Annotated in this window: 6 protein-coding genes; all 6 read right to left on the bottom strand. The window is 59.5% G+C overall.

Features of this window, described 5'->3' with window-relative positions; genetic code table 11:
- Positions 1 to 74: 74 nt before the first annotated feature.
- Complete coding sequence (locus PP1Y_RS13600; RefSeq protein ID WP_013832757.1) at positions 75 to 6,032, bottom strand: DEAD/DEAH box helicase; 5,958 nt, start codon at positions 6,030 to 6,032, stop codon at positions 75 to 77.
- Positions 6,019 to 9,318 (bottom strand): STY4851/ECs_5259 family protein, encoded by a 3,300-nt coding sequence (locus PP1Y_RS13595; protein WP_013832756.1) that lies wholly within the window; start codon positions 9,316 to 9,318, stop codon positions 6,019 to 6,021. The genes PP1Y_RS13600 and PP1Y_RS13595 overlap by 14 nt, the downstream gene beginning before the upstream one ends.
- 111 nt (positions 9,319 to 9,429) lie before the next feature.
- Positions 9,430 to 13,245 (bottom strand): DEAD/DEAH box helicase, encoded by a 3,816-nt coding sequence (locus PP1Y_RS13590; protein WP_013832755.1) that lies wholly within the window; start codon positions 13,243 to 13,245, stop codon positions 9,430 to 9,432.
- Positions 13,239 to 14,645, bottom strand: a complete 1,407-nt coding sequence (locus tag PP1Y_RS13585; RefSeq protein ID WP_173364727.1) for an EH signature domain-containing protein — start codon at positions 14,643 to 14,645, stop codon at positions 13,239 to 13,241. The genes PP1Y_RS13590 and PP1Y_RS13585 overlap by 7 nt, the downstream gene beginning before the upstream one ends.
- On the bottom strand, positions 14,642 to 15,370 hold the full coding sequence (locus PP1Y_RS13580) for an OmpA family protein (RefSeq protein WP_006832463.1): 729 nt from the start codon (positions 15,368 to 15,370) through the stop codon (positions 14,642 to 14,644). Before PP1Y_RS13580 ends, PP1Y_RS13585 begins: the two co-directional genes overlap by 4 nt.
- Complete coding sequence (gene zorA, locus PP1Y_RS13575) at positions 15,370 to 17,295, bottom strand: anti-phage ZorAB system protein ZorA (protein WP_013832753.1); 1,926 nt, start codon at positions 17,293 to 17,295, stop codon at positions 15,370 to 15,372. Before zorA ends, PP1Y_RS13580 begins: the two co-directional genes overlap by 1 nt.
- Positions 17,296 to 17,490 lie beyond the last annotated feature (195 nt).

The following is a 17,490-nucleotide window of genomic DNA, read 5'->3' as shown; positions in this document are numbered from 1 at the left end:
CGGATCTACTTTCCATTTTTAAACAAAAAATAAGCAATAGAATGTCCGAGCATAGAAATTTCTGTATGCTTGTATCATATTCTGGCCACTGCGTAGTAGCTCTCTCCCACACCAGAGACGGCAGCGGTTGAGCGAATAAGCTCGCCGACTTGCACCGCAGGCGCTGCACGAAAGTCATGCCGCGGCGAACTGCCCGCGATTCGCCAGTATCCGAATCCCTGGTCGAGCAGGATCAGAACCTTCTGACCATCGGCATATTCTAGCTCAAGCTTGCGGCCATGGTTCGAATTTTCCGTGATCTGAAGTTCGACATCAAGGCCAAACTTTTCGCCCAATAGCTCGGCAACTTCCGCTCGGTCGTCTTCATACTCCCAGTCATGGAAGATCTGATGGGGTGTCCGATCCTTCTTCAGTGGCTGGACCAGGATATCAACTTCGACCGGACTATCCGCCTGCAGGTCAGCGGATAGAGCTTCGCACGTCCGCAGAAAGAGGAGCATGGGTAGAGGCGCATTGAGATAACGGTCGGTGTAAGTGATCCGCACAAGACTGCCGGGCTTCCAAACACCAGCCGCTTCCATCTGTTGCTTCAGTTTCGATCCAAAGCGTTTGCCAAATTGGGTAACCGGGCATTGCCCGAAACCTTGCATCAGCTCGACCTGATCACCAGCCGCAACCTGTCGCTCGAGATCTTCGGGGTTGATCGGGTTGTAGGCGCTGGGGCCGCTGAGAGTACCGGCAACGACAGCATGCGTCTCACCCAAGCCCCAGCGCTCCCCCGGCTGCGCTGCATTCACATCGCGGGAGAAGAACCCTGTGGCGCGATCAGTTGAGATCAATTCGGCCAGGCGCTTACTCCCGAAGGGTGCATCTTCTCCTTTGCCCAGGGCCAAAGAGAATTCGAACCGCACCGAGGCATCGCGCAAAAAGCGCCGTTCGACCTCTTCGAGCTTATCAAAGGAACTTGGATCAAGCACGAGCGTCACCGGAACGCCGCGGGCCGAGGCGGCAGAAAAGAAGGTGCGCATCTTGGTCGAAGTCAGCTCTGCAAGATCGAACACGGTGGGCAACAGGACCGAAATGCTGTCTCCGCTTCGCGCTCTCAAAAGGAGTGTGTTTGCCGCGTCATTAATTGCCCTGGCATCGGGGACCGCACGATCTTCCTGCGGCAGTTCAGCATTCGTCTCAAGAAACGCTTGGACCGCGAGGAGAGCAGACCGCCGGTCGAGACGTCCCTGCTGCTTGTAGAGATCGGCAGCGAGGACGCAGGCCGAACACCCCATCTCGCATTCCTTGGGACAATCGAGGACGCGGGCCGCTCGCTCGAATACATGATAGATGTCGTCGAGAAGTCTCGGAGCGTATCCGGCACCTCCAGATGCCTCATCGAAGATATAGACCGACGGCACTCTGCGACCGAGCTTGCCGTCTCGAGCTGCCACAGAAATTCCAAGCTCGCGCGGCTCAATGCCAAGCCAGCGCGCAAGACTCTCCCGCAAGGCTGCGCCAAGCGCCCAGGCTGCGCCGTCACTTTCCAATCCAGGCAATTGCAGCTCTACGACATCGGTTAGAACTTCATGGCCCAGCGCAAGAGCGCTCGTGATCGCATAACCTTCATCATTGCCCGGACAGCGGTCTATCGCCCTTCGATCCCTCGGCGTGAGTGGCCAATGGTCTTTGAGAGCGTCTGTCCCGGCATCCCCGGCGCGCCCACATTCCAGGCAAATCTCGTAACCCTGGTCGTTGGGTCCACGCGAATGATGGTAGATGTAGCCTTCATGTGAAGCACGGATCCGACCGGTTTCAGGCTGCAGCATGGGTTGCCACAGGGCATCACCAGCACTGACCTTCGGAGACTTGGGTTCGATGTAGACAGCCTGATCGGTGTCGGCATGCGGTTGAGCATTCCAGTCGACGCGGAACCCGGCCGGTTCAAGAAACTGTTCAATGGTAATGCTGCGCTCGCCGCAATGGGCACACTGGTCTGGCATCTGGTGGTCGCTGCTAGCCCCGCCACAATGGTCGCACCACCAGGCCCAACGAAGGTTCTGCGGCTCACGTTGGCCACTGTCGATTGGGCTCAACCAATTGAGGGTGACCCCGGCCGATTTCCAAACCAGCCCGTCAACCACTACCTCTGCCCCCGGGGCATACTCTCGAATGGCGATGTCGGCGTTGCGCGTCGGGCATTCATAGCGCCGATCACGCGCACCTTCCTCTTCCGAACGATTGCGGTCCTGCGCCTTCTGGGTCTCGGCACAGAGGGTATCAAACGGGACAACTGATGTCGGAAAACCGCTTCCAGGAATAAGCGAGCGATTGGCCAGCTCCTTCAAGAGGAACTCCTTGCACAAGCGCCGTGCCTGAAACTCGATCGCCTTCTTTGCCGGCCCTTCGAGCGCGTCCGAGTCTTCCTTTAGACGCTGCCATGTACGACGGAAATTCGCAGCTTCCCGCCCAAACATCTCCGCCGTATGCCCCCGGATCTCGCTGTCGTATTCGAGACCAGTTCCCCTGAGGAGCCGCAGCAGACCTTCTTCGGTTGCGGATGCCGTTGTTGGTAGATCGAGCCATTCGCAAAAGGCGTCCACGGGAGCGAGACCTTCGAAAGGACGAAGGTCAGCACGACAGCCGAAAAAATCCCCGGTCCTGGTCCGGGCAAACTCCCCCTCAACCTCGCGAAACCATTGAGCGAGAAGATAGGCGTTCGCGTGACGTTGCGCGATCCGATCTGAATCAAGCGACACGCGCGGCGATGCGAGTTTGCGGCGCAAATAGCCCGCAGGATCGGCAAACGTTTCGAGATCGAGAGGTGTATTGCGGGCAATTGTGAGACTTGTCGAGAAGCCTTGTCCGCGGCGGCCTGCCCGACCGGCCCGCTGATTGTAGTTGGCGATCGAGGGTGGGACGTTGGTCATCAGTACGGCTTCGATCGAACCGATGTCGACACCCATTTCCATGGTGGTCGAGCAGGCGAGCAGGTTGATATCGCCTTCCTTGAACTGCTCCTCGAACTCCCGCAGTCGGTGCGGGGGCTGCTGGGCACTGTGTTCCTCGGCTCGCAGGTAGGGCGTGGCGAGCGCGGCCTGATCGTGCCAGTTCATCCAGATGCCACCCTCGCGAAGGGCCGCGACTTCTTCGTTGGTCTGGAGCCAGGCTGCGATTTCCTTTTGGCCATCCACCGCAAGAGGCCTTGTCCTTGGGAGACGCGGAAACTCAATTTCACGCGCCGGCTTATTGGCGAACATCTTTCCAGCACTGACCAGATTGGGTGACCTGCCAAAGACCAGGCGGGGCAGGACACGCCGGGTCAAGGGGCACTGCCAAGCCTTGCCAACCGCTTCGACCTCGGCGGATTTCTCCAATCGCAGGCTGAATGTCCCACCAACACCCGACAGAAGAGGAGCGAGCTGATTCCAGGCAACATGCATGACCTGATTGATTTCATGGCGGTCGCGCTGAGACGTAAAGTCAAGGTTCAGGGCTGACGCCAAGAGAAGAATGGAGTCGGGCTGACGTCCTTTGGTATTGACCAATGGCCAGGAGACATCACGCTTGGCGCCAGGGGGCTGGTCGGGCCCGATCACATTGCGAGGCCGCGCGCGCCCAGGCATCCAACGCGCATCACCATCGTCCACTTCAAGGGCAAACTGGCCGCGAAGATAGTCGACCATGTAGTAGAGGAAGCCCCGCCAATCTTCGATCGAATAGCCCTTCTGGCCAACAAGGTCGGGTAATTTATCGGGACCGATCCGCTCGATGTCCGGGAAGCGGAGCCGTGCCAGGCCAAGCGTCTCCATCGCATTGGCGTTGCGCGGACGGCGGGCAAGCTCGCGCAACAGCATAAAGCGGGCCAGGGCTTCCTTGTTATCGTGAAACCGTTCGCTGCGATCGAGGTCCCAGACCTTGGCCATCATGCCAATCGCCGGCTCAGAAGCGAGCCCGGATACGAGGTCCTTCCAGGATATTCCGGTTGCCGCGCCACCCGCGAGCTCCGCGTCAATCTTGGCGATATCATCCTTGAACGCAGGCATGTCTGCCACGAGGTTCGCTAGAGCAGCTTTCTTTTTAAGCAGCTCTTCCCTGCGCTCTTCGGTCAGGTCGGTACCCTGGGCAGCCTTCTGAACGGCATGATAGATAAAGCCGCGGACAAAGGCCCGCTCTCCGTTGGTTTCAATATTGGCGGCAAAGCGAGCTGTTCCTTGCCTGCTGTCCGAAAAGCTGATCAGCTGACGGCCATCGAACGGCAGGGCGTGCTCCGCCTGATGTGGCGACACACCCTCAAGGAGGATCGGTGCCGCATTCTGGGTGAGGAATGGTGTACCAAAGCGAAATGGAAAGACGGCCGGTCGCCCGCGCCGCTTGTTTCCGAGACAGGCCGGGCAACGTCCCTCGTCGAGCTGGGTCAGATGAAAATGCCCCGCCTCGCCAGTGAACTCGCCACTGGATACATCGAAAGCGGTCGCCGTCGCTTCGGATTTCGGGTTGATGGCAATCAGCCGTGGATGGCCGATCCCCTCATGCTCATCTTCTTCATCGTCATCATCATGATCACGATCACGATAGCTATCTTCGCGAAACTCATCTGCATCATGATCACTCCGCCGCGGTACGATCCTGTCGCCCATGTCATCGGCCGGGAGGAAGGGCTCACCACAATCGAGGCAGTTCTGAATTTCGAACACCATCGACTGGCAATGGGGGCATTGGTCCCGATGGTCGAAGAGCACAGCGCCAAATGGCCAATCCTTGGGCCGCATCTCGCCCGGGCAGTCGACATTGATGCAGGTCCAGAGCCCGGCAATTGCCCGCGTGAAGCTGTGCGCTCGCATCGGCAGGACAGGCTTCGCTTCGCTGGCATTATGGGCCGACAGATCGAGCAAAATCCTTTCGGCGTCCGGCGAGAGCGATTTAAGCGAAGCCAGGGTCTGGGGCTCGCCTTCCAGCCTCTCGGCAACCGACGATGCTGCCGGATCATCGGACGCTGTCAGGACTTTCGAAAGATCGACCGGCTGAGGCTTTCCCACAACGACATGCGCCCGCTCAAGCGGAACGCCAGCAATGTCGGCAAGGAATCTCTGAAGGTCGTCGCGGGCCTTCTGGTCGTCAGCAGAGCCGATGGTCGCCGACGTCGCAACGAAGCGGACCTGATCCGGCGTCACATCGAATGCGTTCATTACCCTGCGAAGCAGGAGCGAGAGCTCCGCCGCTGCAGAGCCGATGTAACTGTGCGCTTCGTCGATAACGATCCAGCGCAGTTTGCCTTTTGATGCGTCGAGGATCGGACGATCCTCGCGCCGGATCGTCATGTATTCGAGCATCGTCTGGTTGGTAACGAGGATCGGTGGTGGGTTGGCTCGGAGGGTTTCGCGGTAAAGAACCTGATGCGGTATCTCGTGCTCGGCCTTGTCGCGATTGGACTTCCGCGCCGTTCCCATCAATCCATTGTAGAGGGCAAAGCGGACATCGCCGCGAAGCGGCTTGGTCCAGGCTGTAAGGCGCTTCTCCTGGCTCGCGATAAGAGCATTGAGAGGGTAGAGCATCAAGGCCCGAACCCCTGTCAGAGGACCTTGCTCTTCGGTCTCCCGGACCAGATCATCGAGCATCGGAACCAGGAAGCATTCGGTCTTGCCCGACCCCGTGCCGCTCGAAACCAGAACCGATTGCGGCTCTTTCGTGCTGAGCAGTTCCCACGTCGCCAGCTGGTGCGCGTAGGCAGGGTAATCGAAGCGTAGATCAGTATCCGACGTTTGGGTGATCGCATCGATTGTGCGCTGATGCAGCAGCGCTTGAAGTTGGTCGGGACCTTTTTCTGACGATACATAGCCGGGAGCAGCCTGAAAAAGCTGTTCGGAAAGGAGGCTACCGTTTGCTGGGTCCGTACCGGCAAGAGTGCTCCGGAGAAAAGCGTTGAGCCCTTCGTGCCGGATACCCGCGCGCGAGACCACCGCTTCGGCGAGGCCAGTCCTCAGCCGCTGGTGCACCTCCATCGGCGACAATCGGGATATAGGGAGGGGATCACTGGCGGCCATTCTTGAGCTCCGAAAGGGCATAGCCAAAGGCTTTGGCAAAGTAGTCGGGGTGACGTCGTTCGACGTCTTTGACGGTCAGGACTTGCTCCTTCTCGAGAGAAGCACGTCCGCTAGCGGACAGAGCAGCGGCGAAAGGAGCATCGAAGACCCGCATCAGCGCTTCGACGAAGTTCTCTCTTGGCAGTAGCTCGCTGTAAGCAGGCCGAAAAGGGTTGAAGCCGCCGGCATCCATATTGATGCCCTCGCTTGTATGGCTCGTGAAGTGGTTGCGAAGCTCTTCCCAGCTCAACGGTGAGAAGTCCCGGCAAATGAGTGGCGCAAGCTGCGGCGCACGCGCCGCGATTTCGTTCTGACGTTCCGTGATGTTTGCCAACGCCCACTGAGGGTCATCGAGCCGGCTGACCAGATAGTTACCTTGAGCCTGAAAGGCAGTGTCCCAGGCCTTGATCGGCAAAAGAGACCAGCTTGAGCATAGGCCATCAAACAGCTCGAGGATCGTCGAGAGGTGTTGCTCCTCGCAGCGATAAAGAAGGAGCGGCGCAAGCGGACCGGCAATCTCAAACTTGCTGAAGATTTCGAAGGTTTGCGGAGGCAAGCCATTGAGTGACTGCGCCAAGTCCATGACCGCACGAATTGTCTGGTTCGCTTCGGGAGACATGAGCTCGGCAGCGAGTTCCTCCGCCAGCCTCACGAGGTCCTCGCGGGCTTGCAAAAGAGGCTGTGCCATTGCCCGGCCGAGCCTGTGTTGCGGAACGTCTTGAACCGGATCGCCTTCGATAAACTTCGGCCTCGTGAGGACGCGAGCACCTTCGCGCAGATAGACGAGCCATGGACCGCGCAATCGTGGCAATTGAATCATTTGCCCTCCGAGGCCGCCAAGCAATCCGTCAAACGGACCGAAATCCACCTCTTTCTCGGGAGCTCCAAGAAAGCGGCCGCCAACGCGGACATCTTCGCCGACAATGGCCGTTTTCGGACGCAGCCCTCCCGAAGGTTCCCACTCAAGAGAATTGCCGAATTCCGTGACGTACCAGTTGTCATTGCTGCCGTTGTGAAAGTCGAGCCGGACCTGGGCATCGATGCCGAGCGGCCGCATCAAGGCGGCAATATCGTTGCGCAGAGCCGACAGGCCCAGTTCGACATCGACCTTCCAACTCGCCTCAAGCGACGCTCCAGCGTGATGGGCAACTTCGCCCATCAGCATCGCACGGCCTGGCGCGCGGGCAACGGTGTCACGAAGATCGGCGAGGCCTAGGACAGCATCGCGCCTGAGAAGTTCACCATCCCAGGTGGTCAGCCATTCTTTCGATCGCAATGGCACATTGAGGTCGAAGGTAGAGCCATGTTCGGGGGTGAGGCGCAAGCCGAGCAGCGCGCGACGGGGCGGATCGATCCGCACCCGCCAGCGATGGTCCGCAGTCGGCGTTTCATCGCTGAGCACCGCTTCTCCGGTCCAACCTTCCAAAGCGATGTCCGCATGGGCCGCATTGATCCGCTGGCTGAGTGCAAATTCAGCCGGCAGAACCAGTGCACTTGTCCGGTCCCGAACATGCTTGGTCGTTCCATCGAGCCAGGCGAACTCGCAATGTCCGGGGCCCGCGTTGACAAGATCATCGCGCCAAGTGCTTTCCCCTGCAAACCGCCAGCCGACCTCTCCACGCGTTGCCGTGCGCCGGGAAACCCCGTCTTCGACTTCTGCATGCAGCGGATGTTTGATCAACCGTTCGCCGCCGGGTGCCTGCACACCGGTCGCCTCTTGGGCCACCATGGTCAGGCGATCCTTACGATCTGCACTTTGCCCCGTCCGCACCAGAAATGCGTCGCCATTGGGCTTCTCTGCGATGATCTGGCCAGCACATCGGTAGAGCGAACGACCAGGTGCAAAGGCAAAGTCTTCGGCTTCGATCTCTGTATTGTTGTCCTTGCCGCGAAGCACCCAATCCTGCGGAACATCGACAAAGACTGGTTCGGCGCGATAACCACCCGACCCCTGACCGATTAGGGAAAACGCGACTAGCTCCGTGTCTCCGGTCCGCCGCTCGAATATCCGCAGTCCATGTCCAACCGTTTTGCCGCCCGGCAGAATAAAGCTTTGGGCGAGTCTTTCGCCGCGCGCATGGAATTCGGCGGTGACGGAGAGGTCCAAGGGAAAATCGATCGCAGCTTCGCTGCGCATAGCGCGCGCGATCCAGCTATTCCCCGCTTCAGCCTCAAGGTAAGCGAGCCGACCGGAGATACGGTCCGCCAAGGCGCCCGAGGGCTGAAGAAACACCCGGACATATTCACCTGCGGACAGCACACGATCCTTGTCGTCCCAGCGACCTTCGAGATGGAAATCCAGACTTTCGCGCCATTCACCGTCCTGCGAACGCATCAATCGTCCGACCCGGATGCTACCTGTTCCCGTCAGCTTTCTGGCTTCAAGGAGCGTATCAATGAGGCCCGCCGCAGCCCCGTCGAGCGTCATGGGCAGTTCATCGCGCCAGTCTTCGTAAGCGTGGTCCAGCCGGGCAGAATAAGGGCGACCGTCAACTGGCACTTCCTTGTCGATAAATGCACGAAGCTCGACGATCTTGAGGGCAAGTTCCCCGCAGATTGCGTGCATTTCCGGGCTGCGCCAGATTGAGGGAAGCAAATATTCGTTGCGTTCGCAGATCGAGACAGCGGTAGCGATGTCCTGAATATCTGCCCCGAGCAGCTCACCGACTGCCCGCTCTAGGAAGCGACGCGGCCAGCTCGCACCGCCTGCGATTGCTGCTGCAGGAAAGCCCCCATGCCGCGCGAGATTGGAGAGACGCTGATTTCCGTGCGCCGTAATAAGAGGATCAACGCCCCAGGCATCGAAACCGCGGTCTGCAAGTGCCCGCCATTCCGATTGTGGGAGTTGGAGGCCCAAAACCGCTTCGATATCGGCCCAGCGCTGCATGCCGCCCTGATAGGAGCGCCGAAACCAGTCTGCCGCCCACATAACGAAAGCTGGAGCTAACGACGGCCGCAGCAAATCCGATGCGAGATTGGCAGCAAGCTTCGCTTCGATCCGCTGAAAAATTCCCGGTGCGAGCTTGTAGCGATAAAGCGGGAGGCCAGTCGGGCGAGGTAAACCAAGATCCCCGCAAGTCTTACCCAAAGGATGCGGTCCGCTATCTGCTGCCCGGGCCAGCTGGATCGCGCGGATCATCAAGATACGCGAGCCGCCGCAAGCGTGAATGTCATCGGCAATCTTGCGCAGCCGAACCGGGTCGTTTTGCGCCGCGTCGATTTCAGATTTGAAATCGCGTCCTTCCATCCCCGCACTCACCCCCGGCACCCTCTCGCAATCACGGATGCCAGACAACACCCTCACTTACCGCAACATCTGTGAACGTTACTTCATAATCAATGATGAAGCTCCCGTTTTTCAGTGCATTGCCCGAGAGGTCGAAATCGAGCCCTCGTAAAAAGCATTCACAACGCAAGACCAGCGCGCGTTCATGACGCCGTCGATACCCCGTCCAAGATCCCAGATGACGGTATCGCCATTCTCCAGTTTAGCCCTCACGAAACGATCGTGCAGGTCGCCGCCCGACCGACGTGACTTCTGTGCGAGGTGGAGGGGAACCGAGGCCAGCATACGGTTCCACCGATCTTCAAGGTCCTGGCGCTGGTCACGCGTGCTTTCAGGGTCACGAGTCTGCACGGAATCGGCGTCGAATGTCACGATTTGCACGGCCGCGATTTCCGATGCGAGCTGTTCAAAGCGACCGATGAAATTGATGAGGCGCCCGCGAGCTTGTTCGTCAGCGCAACAATAGGGGTCCTGGATTTCGAGCCGTTCAATTCGCGCGTCGCGCGCGTACTGCTCGAAAATCGTCCAGTCGCGTTGTCCATATTGTTCAAACACGACCCGCTGAACGAAAGGAACGCGCGCTTCAGCCGCCTCGACGGGAGTACGTACGGAGAGAATGGGGCGCCGGTTTTTGCGCTCGGCATTACTCGATGCTGTCTCGCCAGGATCAGAGTGAGACTGCGAGCGCGCCGCTTCTTCTAATCCTAGTTCTGCCGCGTGCTCCGCAGCCGGATCAAGGTTTGCGGAACTCGCTGTGTTGTCGCTCGCGGGTCCGCGGGAGCGAGCACTCTCCTCGTCTCCCGTCGGCTCTTCGATTTCCGGCTGTGCGACTGGAGGGGCAGGCGGTTCTGCTTGTCGAATACTGGCGCTGTAATCGGTGTCCTGAATATCCTTGTCCACCTGCCCTGCGGCGGCATACGCGCTACTTCGATCACGGTTCTCTGCAGGGCACCCGTCGAGCACATCGGAAAGCAGGTCTTCTACATCGCGATCGCTCTCCGGCGGCATGAGCAGACCCCGGCTCAGCGAGCGCTTGCGCTCCATGAGGGCATCGAGACGCTGGTCGAAGCTTGAAGGTCCGATCGCTTCGTCCGGATGGACAGCCATCGGAATGTGAACTGTCACTGGCCTGGTCTGACCGATCCGGTAGGCGCGGTCCGTCGCCTGATCTTCAACGGCCGGATTCCACCAGCGGGACAGATGGATCACATTGTTTGCAGCGGTGATCGTGAGCCCCACGCCGCCAGCCTTGGGCGACAGGATGAGAACGTCGAATGAGGCCGGCGAACTCTGAAAGACAGTGACCATCTCTTGGCGCTTATGGCCCGCAACCTTCCCACTGATGCACATCGGGCGGCGCGCGAGCGCGAAGCGCTCCTGAATTGCCATCGCGAGGAAGGCCTGCATCTCGAGGTCTTCGCAGAATAGCAGAGCCTTTTCGCCGCGCTGCTTGACCTCCTCAAGGATTTCGAAGGTCTTCTTCAGCCGTGCAGATTGCCCGATGTACTCGTCGATGTTCGAAATTCCACGCGGCAGTGACGGGTGGAGCGATGTACCGCGCAACATATGCAGCACTTTGAGCATCGCACCCTGTTCGCCGCTTTCCCGTAGCGCTCGCGCTCTGGCCAGCACGAGGTCGTAGGCCTGCGCTTGCGCGGCCGGCATCTCGACAGGATATTTGCGGGCCTTCTTCTCCGGCAGCCCGGTCAGGATTTCGTCCTTCATCCGACGCAGCATGAAAGGCGGAAGTTCTTTGTCGCGCTCGATCAGACGGTGCTGGAGATCGCCAAGGCGCTCGAGATCGTTCGCCGGGAAACTGCTCTCGAATTCCCGGCTCGAGCCAAGGAAACCGGGATAGACCGTATCGGCAATCGACCACAGGTCCTGCAGCCGGTTCTCAACCGGTGTGCCCGTCATGGCGATCTGGATTGTGCCGTTCAGCGCCTTTGCGGCGCGTGTCATCTGGCTGGCAGGATTCTTGAGCTTCTGGATTTCATCGTAGACGATTGCAGCGAACGGAATGCGCGCGAAGCTCATGTGATAATCGCGCATTGTTTCGTAAGTCGTGAGGACGATTCCGGCGTCATTCCATTCCGACACGTCGAGACGCGAGGTTCCCCCGCGAATGTCGCTCCCAGCCTCGAGACGGAAATTGCGCAGGTTGGAGCCGAACGCCTCGACAACAGGCCCCATGAGATCTGCTTCGATGTGCTGCGAAAGCTCGGCTTGCCAATTTCGCAGAAGACCTGTGGGCGCGACAATCAAGACGGGCTTCTGATGAGGCGTTCTACTGCGCAGCCACAGCAGGAACATAAGCGCCTGGAAGGTCTTTCCGAGCCCCATATCGTCGGCGAGCAAGACGCCCGGCATCCGGCGCTCCCAGGCCTCGGCAAACCATGCGAACGCCTCCACCTGGTGAGGCTTGGGTTCTGATCTCAGTCCTTTGGGGAGCCCGGGAGCATCGAAATCCTGCACTTCGGCGTCGGGACGAGGCAGCCGCGCATAGTCCAACTGCTCAAAATTCTCTCCGACCTGAAGGAAGAAAATATCGACGCTCTCGCGTTCGGTTCTGTCCGAGGCGCGTCCCTCGATCTCATCAGCGATCTCACGTTCGAGGTCTGCAATTGCTCGCGCGGCCTGCAGGGTTGCAGGCGTCGCAGGGATGCTTTCGTCGCGCCAGGCGATCGTTTCCTGGCCTGTGTCAATCGCTGTCTCGACTTCGCTTGCGATCGTTTCAGCTTCACCTGGACCCAACTCGACATGACGCGCGTCAGGCGGATCCCCGATCCGCAATCCAAACCCTTCGGGCAGCCAGCTGTTCGGCTTGGGTTTGATCCAGGGTAGGACCGGCTTTTGCCAGACCTCGATCCCGCTGACCCGCTCGGAAAACTGCTGTGTCTCGATGAAGAGACGATCAGCTGCCTCGTCATCATCTGCCGCGTCAAGCTTGAGCTCTTCACGCAGGATACGTTGCGGCGAACGCAGGAATTCGCGCTTTTCCTGGGAGGTGCCCACCTGCTTTGCGCGCACGATGTCGAGGGCTTTGCCCAGCATCGGGTCAAGAAAAAGGAGCGTTCCGTCGGAAAGCAGATAGCTTCGGCGCCCGCCGTCCTGACCCCGGAACCGGCGCTGAAAATGCTGATTGTCCTGCGGGGTAAGCAGCGACGCTTCTTCTTCGTCGACCAGGTCACCCTCAGCGCTCTCGCTTACGTTTCTCGAGAAGAGGACGGGGTCGAAGTCGAAACGTCCATGGTCGGTCTTTGCGTTGAGTGAAAAATTGGCGGCATAGGCAATCCGGACACGCTCGAGAAAGCCATCCGCCTCGATGCCGGCGCCGATGTCATCTCCGAGCGTCGAACGAAGCTCGGCAAAGGCTGCGCGGCGCTGATCGGGATCATCAGCCGCGTTGACTGCAAGTGCGGACTGAAAGGCCGAGTAAATCGGCTCGGGAATTCGTCCGACACGCCCGCCTTCTCGCAGACGTGCGCCCGCGATGTCGGCTCGAACTGGCAGGCCACCGCGGCGGACCCATTTCGTATCGACTTTGATTGTTCCTTCAGCGAGCGAACCTCCCGAGTTAAGCTGAAGGGTCATCGACGTGGCCGGCGGAAGACCGAGGGCGAATGCGTCGGCCTCATCGAGCCGTGCAACGATCTGCGGTGGAAGGATAATGCCCTCCGCCTCTTCGCTGATCTGACTATCATCATCGAGAGCTCGAGCCAGCGCCAGAGCGGCCTGCCCAGCTTCGGGGGCTACTCTAGGCCACTCTGAGACCGGCACAATTTCGCTTGATGCTCGCCGAAAAAGCCCGCCTGGCTGCTCGCAGAGAAGCGCAATCGTCTCACCGCCGCCCTCGTTCTGTGTGGCAATGAACTTGGTCGTTACCATCGATCATTCCAGTTGCGGCCCCGGCCTCTCCCGAAACGGGGATGCGCGATTGATGTCCGGCGATGGATGATACCGGCGAACTTGCCTTCCCACCCAGGACTCGCAGGGACATGAGACTCATACTCGAAATCCGTCCGTCCGCTGGTGGTTCGCAGCTTCCCACCGTCGTAGACCTTTGCGTAGAGTTTCGGTGCTCCGGGATCGGTGTCACTCCAGAAGCGGCAGGATCCGTTATCGCTCCATTCCGATATGCGCAGGTCGCCTATCTGCATGATGATGGACGAAGATTGGGAGGGACCTCCTCGAATTTGACCGTATTCTGGTCGTTCGCCACTCTGGCGGATTAAAGAATCGATTTGGTATTTCGCGCGTGATCCCAGCGCGGGCCATGCGTCGGTGACCAATCCTTCATCGAGGTATGCAATCCAAAACGCTTCACGTTGCTTCCACTGATCAGGCCGATCCGTGGTCTTCGCGATGGCGCGGAAAAACTCGCGCATGGCGACTTCGGTAAGCCAGCGCTTGAACACCTGAGTGACCTCGCGCGCACGTTCTTCACCGATCGATTCAGCGAGCGATCGCACGATCCTGTCCCACCGGGTACGCTGGAGACGCGGATCACCCACCTGATCGAGCAGAAACTCGGAAACTGCCTTTCGATGCTCGGGTTCGGGTTTGGTCCTGATCCAGGGCTCGAGCAGGGCACGGACAACCAGTTCCAACTGTCCTGCCTGCGCTTCTGTATCAAACATACGCAGGATACTGCGCTGCGGAACGACTGCTTCTGCAGGCTGAAGCTCTGCGGTTGCTTTGCAGGTCTCGGCGAAAGTTGCCTGACCAAACCCGCTCGCCGCAAGGTTTGCGCCAAGGCCAGTCTCGCGCATCAAGAAGGAAATGCCATCAGCATCGCGCGCAACAAAATCGCGTGCCACTTTGGCTGGTCCCATCTGGGGCTTGAACAGATCCCACCGTGCTCCACGCTCGCGCCACGCCCAGTCATGCCGACCGGCAGCCCGGGAGGCAGCTTCTGCAAGCATCGGCATGATCGAGCGGCCTGTCGGGAAATAGGTAAGGTAGCCATCGATTACGGCCTGGTCGGAACTGCGCCGATGATCGACGTCGGCCCGTTCGAGCGCCGCCACGCCCAAATCATCGAATTCCGGGTCACACCATGCGCCGCGCAGGACTCTGTTGAGCTGAAACCGCGGTAAGCCGTTTGCACCCGTATCGGCCACGCCTCGCAGGAATGGCTTAAGCTCAATGACGGGCTCTGCTTCGCCCACACATGCATCGAGCTTTGCCAATTGTCGCTGCAACTCAGGCTGTGTCGTCGGAGGTTTAGCCAGTCCAGCCGATGCCAGGGCCTCCATTCTCGCGATTGCAGACCGCAGCGAACTCATTGCTCCTGCCTCAAAATGTCGCGGTCGAGGCCAGCGCTTGGGGTGGTCATCAGGAAGCGCAAGTCGATCCGACGATTACGCTTCTTGGCTTCTTCGGAGTCTCCACGATCGACGGGACGGTCGGGACCGTAGCCGCTCAGACTTAGGATCGGTGCCGAGCCGTCTTCTCCCGCCGGTCTATTCAGAAAACCGCGCAGGGCCGGTTGGTTGCGCTGGAGCATGGTGAAGGTCGTCTCTGCCCGGCGCACCGAAAGTCCATAGTTGTTCATGCCACCAGACATGACGTCGGAGTCCGTGTGCCCCTCGACAAAGACAGCATCGATCAAATGCGGCGAGCGTTCGCCTTCGCAAAGATCGGAGGCGGTATAGCACGGCAGGACCTCGACCATGGCGCTGGCGACTTTGCTGATGGCGGCCTGCCCCCTTTCCGTCAGTTCCCATTGACCTTTGTCGAACAGGACATCGTCGGGGAGCCTCAGAACTCCGGTCTTGGTGTCGATTTCCACCTGGAGCCCTCGGTCTTTCAAGGACTGCTGCAGATCGTTGAGGATCTCGGCGCGGGTCCTGTTTGCGCCGGTCAGCTCTTCGGTCTTGGTCTGCAGATTGAGGGCAAAGTAGGCTAACAGGATTATGAAAATAAGAAGCAGGCCGACCATCATGTCCGTCATGGACATGAAATAGCTTTCGCCCTCTTCAGGTGGCTTCCGGCGAACCACGCCTTCCATTATTCAGCGGCTTCCCTGTTCTGGTTTGCAAGGATGCCGGCAAGTTCCTCGACGGTGTCCCGCAGGGTCGTGAGCGGTTCGAGTGCGCCGGCGAGCTGCGCCACACCATCGCCCAGAGCCTTGTCGATCTGGCCAACCCGTTCGTTGAGGTTCGACGCATGATTGCCGGCAGCATCCGAGATCTTCTCGATTGCGTCACCAAGAGCGCGGTCCACATCCTCGAAGCGAGCACGATATTCCGACCATGCGGAGGAGGCCGCACTCGCGGTCTCGCTTAGCGCTGCCGCAAGCTGGCGCATTTCGTCACGAGCGCTCTCGGATGACTGCGCATTTCGGGAAACGATGGTCTCAACCGATTTGACTGCTTCGGCTATCGAGACTGCCGACTGGCGTACAGGCGCGGTTGCCGCCTCAACGTCGTTGGCCACCGTTCCGAACGCCGTCGCCAGATCGCTCGAGCGAGCGGCGACTTGCTCGATCGCTCGCGCGTGATCTCCGATAGCACTTTGTGCGGTCGAGAGACGTTCCGCAGACGTGGAAATGGCATCGCCCGCGTCTTTCATGCTGCCTACCAGCGGGCCGCCGGTCTGGTTGAACCGTTCAACGAACTCCGAGAAGGACTTTTCCATTGCTTCCTGGCCGATCCGGGCCGCGTCATTCGCCGCGCGTGCCGAGGCTTCACCCATCTGACTGGCCGCCGAGGCGAGTCCGGATTTCATATCGTCGAGCGTATTGCCAAGGCTGCTCAGCAATTCGTCCATCCGCTGTCTGGCAAGCTCACTGGCCTGCTCGTTTTCTTCGCGCATGCGGTCCGCGACTACGCCAAAGTTGCGGTTGAGCTCGCCAAATGCCGACCGCATCTCTTCCGACGCCTGGCCAAAGCGCCTGACAGCCTCTTCGATCTGGCGGTCAGCTTCGCCGGTCTGTTTTTCGATACGTTCGGACATCGTGGCCATCGAGACGGTCATTGCGCCAATGGCATCTGCGAGGCCGGCCATCTCGGCACCTGCACTTGAAGCGATCGCGTCGCGGACGGCTTCACCCCCGCCTCCGCTGATCTTGTCGATGCCCTGCTGGATCGACCCGAGATGTGTGATCATGGGCGCCATCTGCTTTTCCAAGGCCCCGTCGAGGGCGGCGGCAAGCTGTTCGGAAAAGGTGCGGAGTGCCGGAGTTTGCTCTTTGAGCTGTGCCAGCTGATCGCTCGCGATCCGTTGCGGCGGCAGATAGGCCATTCCGTGCTCGAGTTTGTCACACAGCATGGACAGCCCATCATTGATGCGCTTGCCAAAGAGGTAGTCATAGGATCGAAGGACGATGGAAGCCACGATGCCCCCCACAGAGGCCCAGAACTTCGCTCCCGCTACCTTCATGAGATCATTGAGCCGCTCCTGCATCGCATCGACCCCGCCGCTGAAGTCGAGTGTCGAGAGAGCTGCGATGATGCCCAGGAAGGTGATCAACAGGCCGATGGCGATAAAGATGTTAGCAAACCAGTTCAGCCCGCGATGACGGTCGCCAAGATTGACGAAGAAGTGTTCGGGACGAGCGGAGTTCTGAAGAACATCGGCCGAGGGATCGACGATCGTTTCGCGATATTCTTCCCAGGTTCTGCGGAGCGGCAGCGCCTCAGCGTCATTCGCCTCCATCATCTGGGCGTCGATATCATTGAAGCGGCGCGCGAACTCGAGGCGCGCCTGGTCGACATCCGCGGTACTGCCGCCGGTTATCTCATCAAGCAGGCGGACGCGGGCTTCGATCGCCTCAGCGAGGGGAGCGTGATATTGGCGTTTGTATCGGTAAGCTATTGCTAAGGCAGTTCCGATCAGCACGATTGCCAGAAACGCCGCCATCGCATCGCCAATGAGCGGAATTTTGGTGAAAAAGTAGATCAGCCCATGACCGAGCGATTCGGTAATTTCCACACAGCCCCCTGAAGCCCGTAAAGATGACGGGCCCCTACGAACCGTTGCCGAGGCAGGCCAAGCGTGCGTGATGCAACCGGGCGAAGAAACCCTAAGTAGGCAGGACGGTATCGAACCGCAACGTTCACTGCAAGAGAGTTGGGCACCTCCATCAACCTGATGGATTGATCGGATTGGGGCATGGCCGGCCTGGAT

The organism is Novosphingobium sp. PP1Y (assembly GCF_000253255.1).
In the GTDB taxonomy this organism is placed as follows: domain Bacteria; phylum Pseudomonadota; class Alphaproteobacteria; order Sphingomonadales; family Sphingomonadaceae; genus Novosphingobium.
The sequence above is the reverse complement of the archived record's forward strand: the minus strand, read 5'-3'. Positions and strand labels throughout refer to the sequence as shown.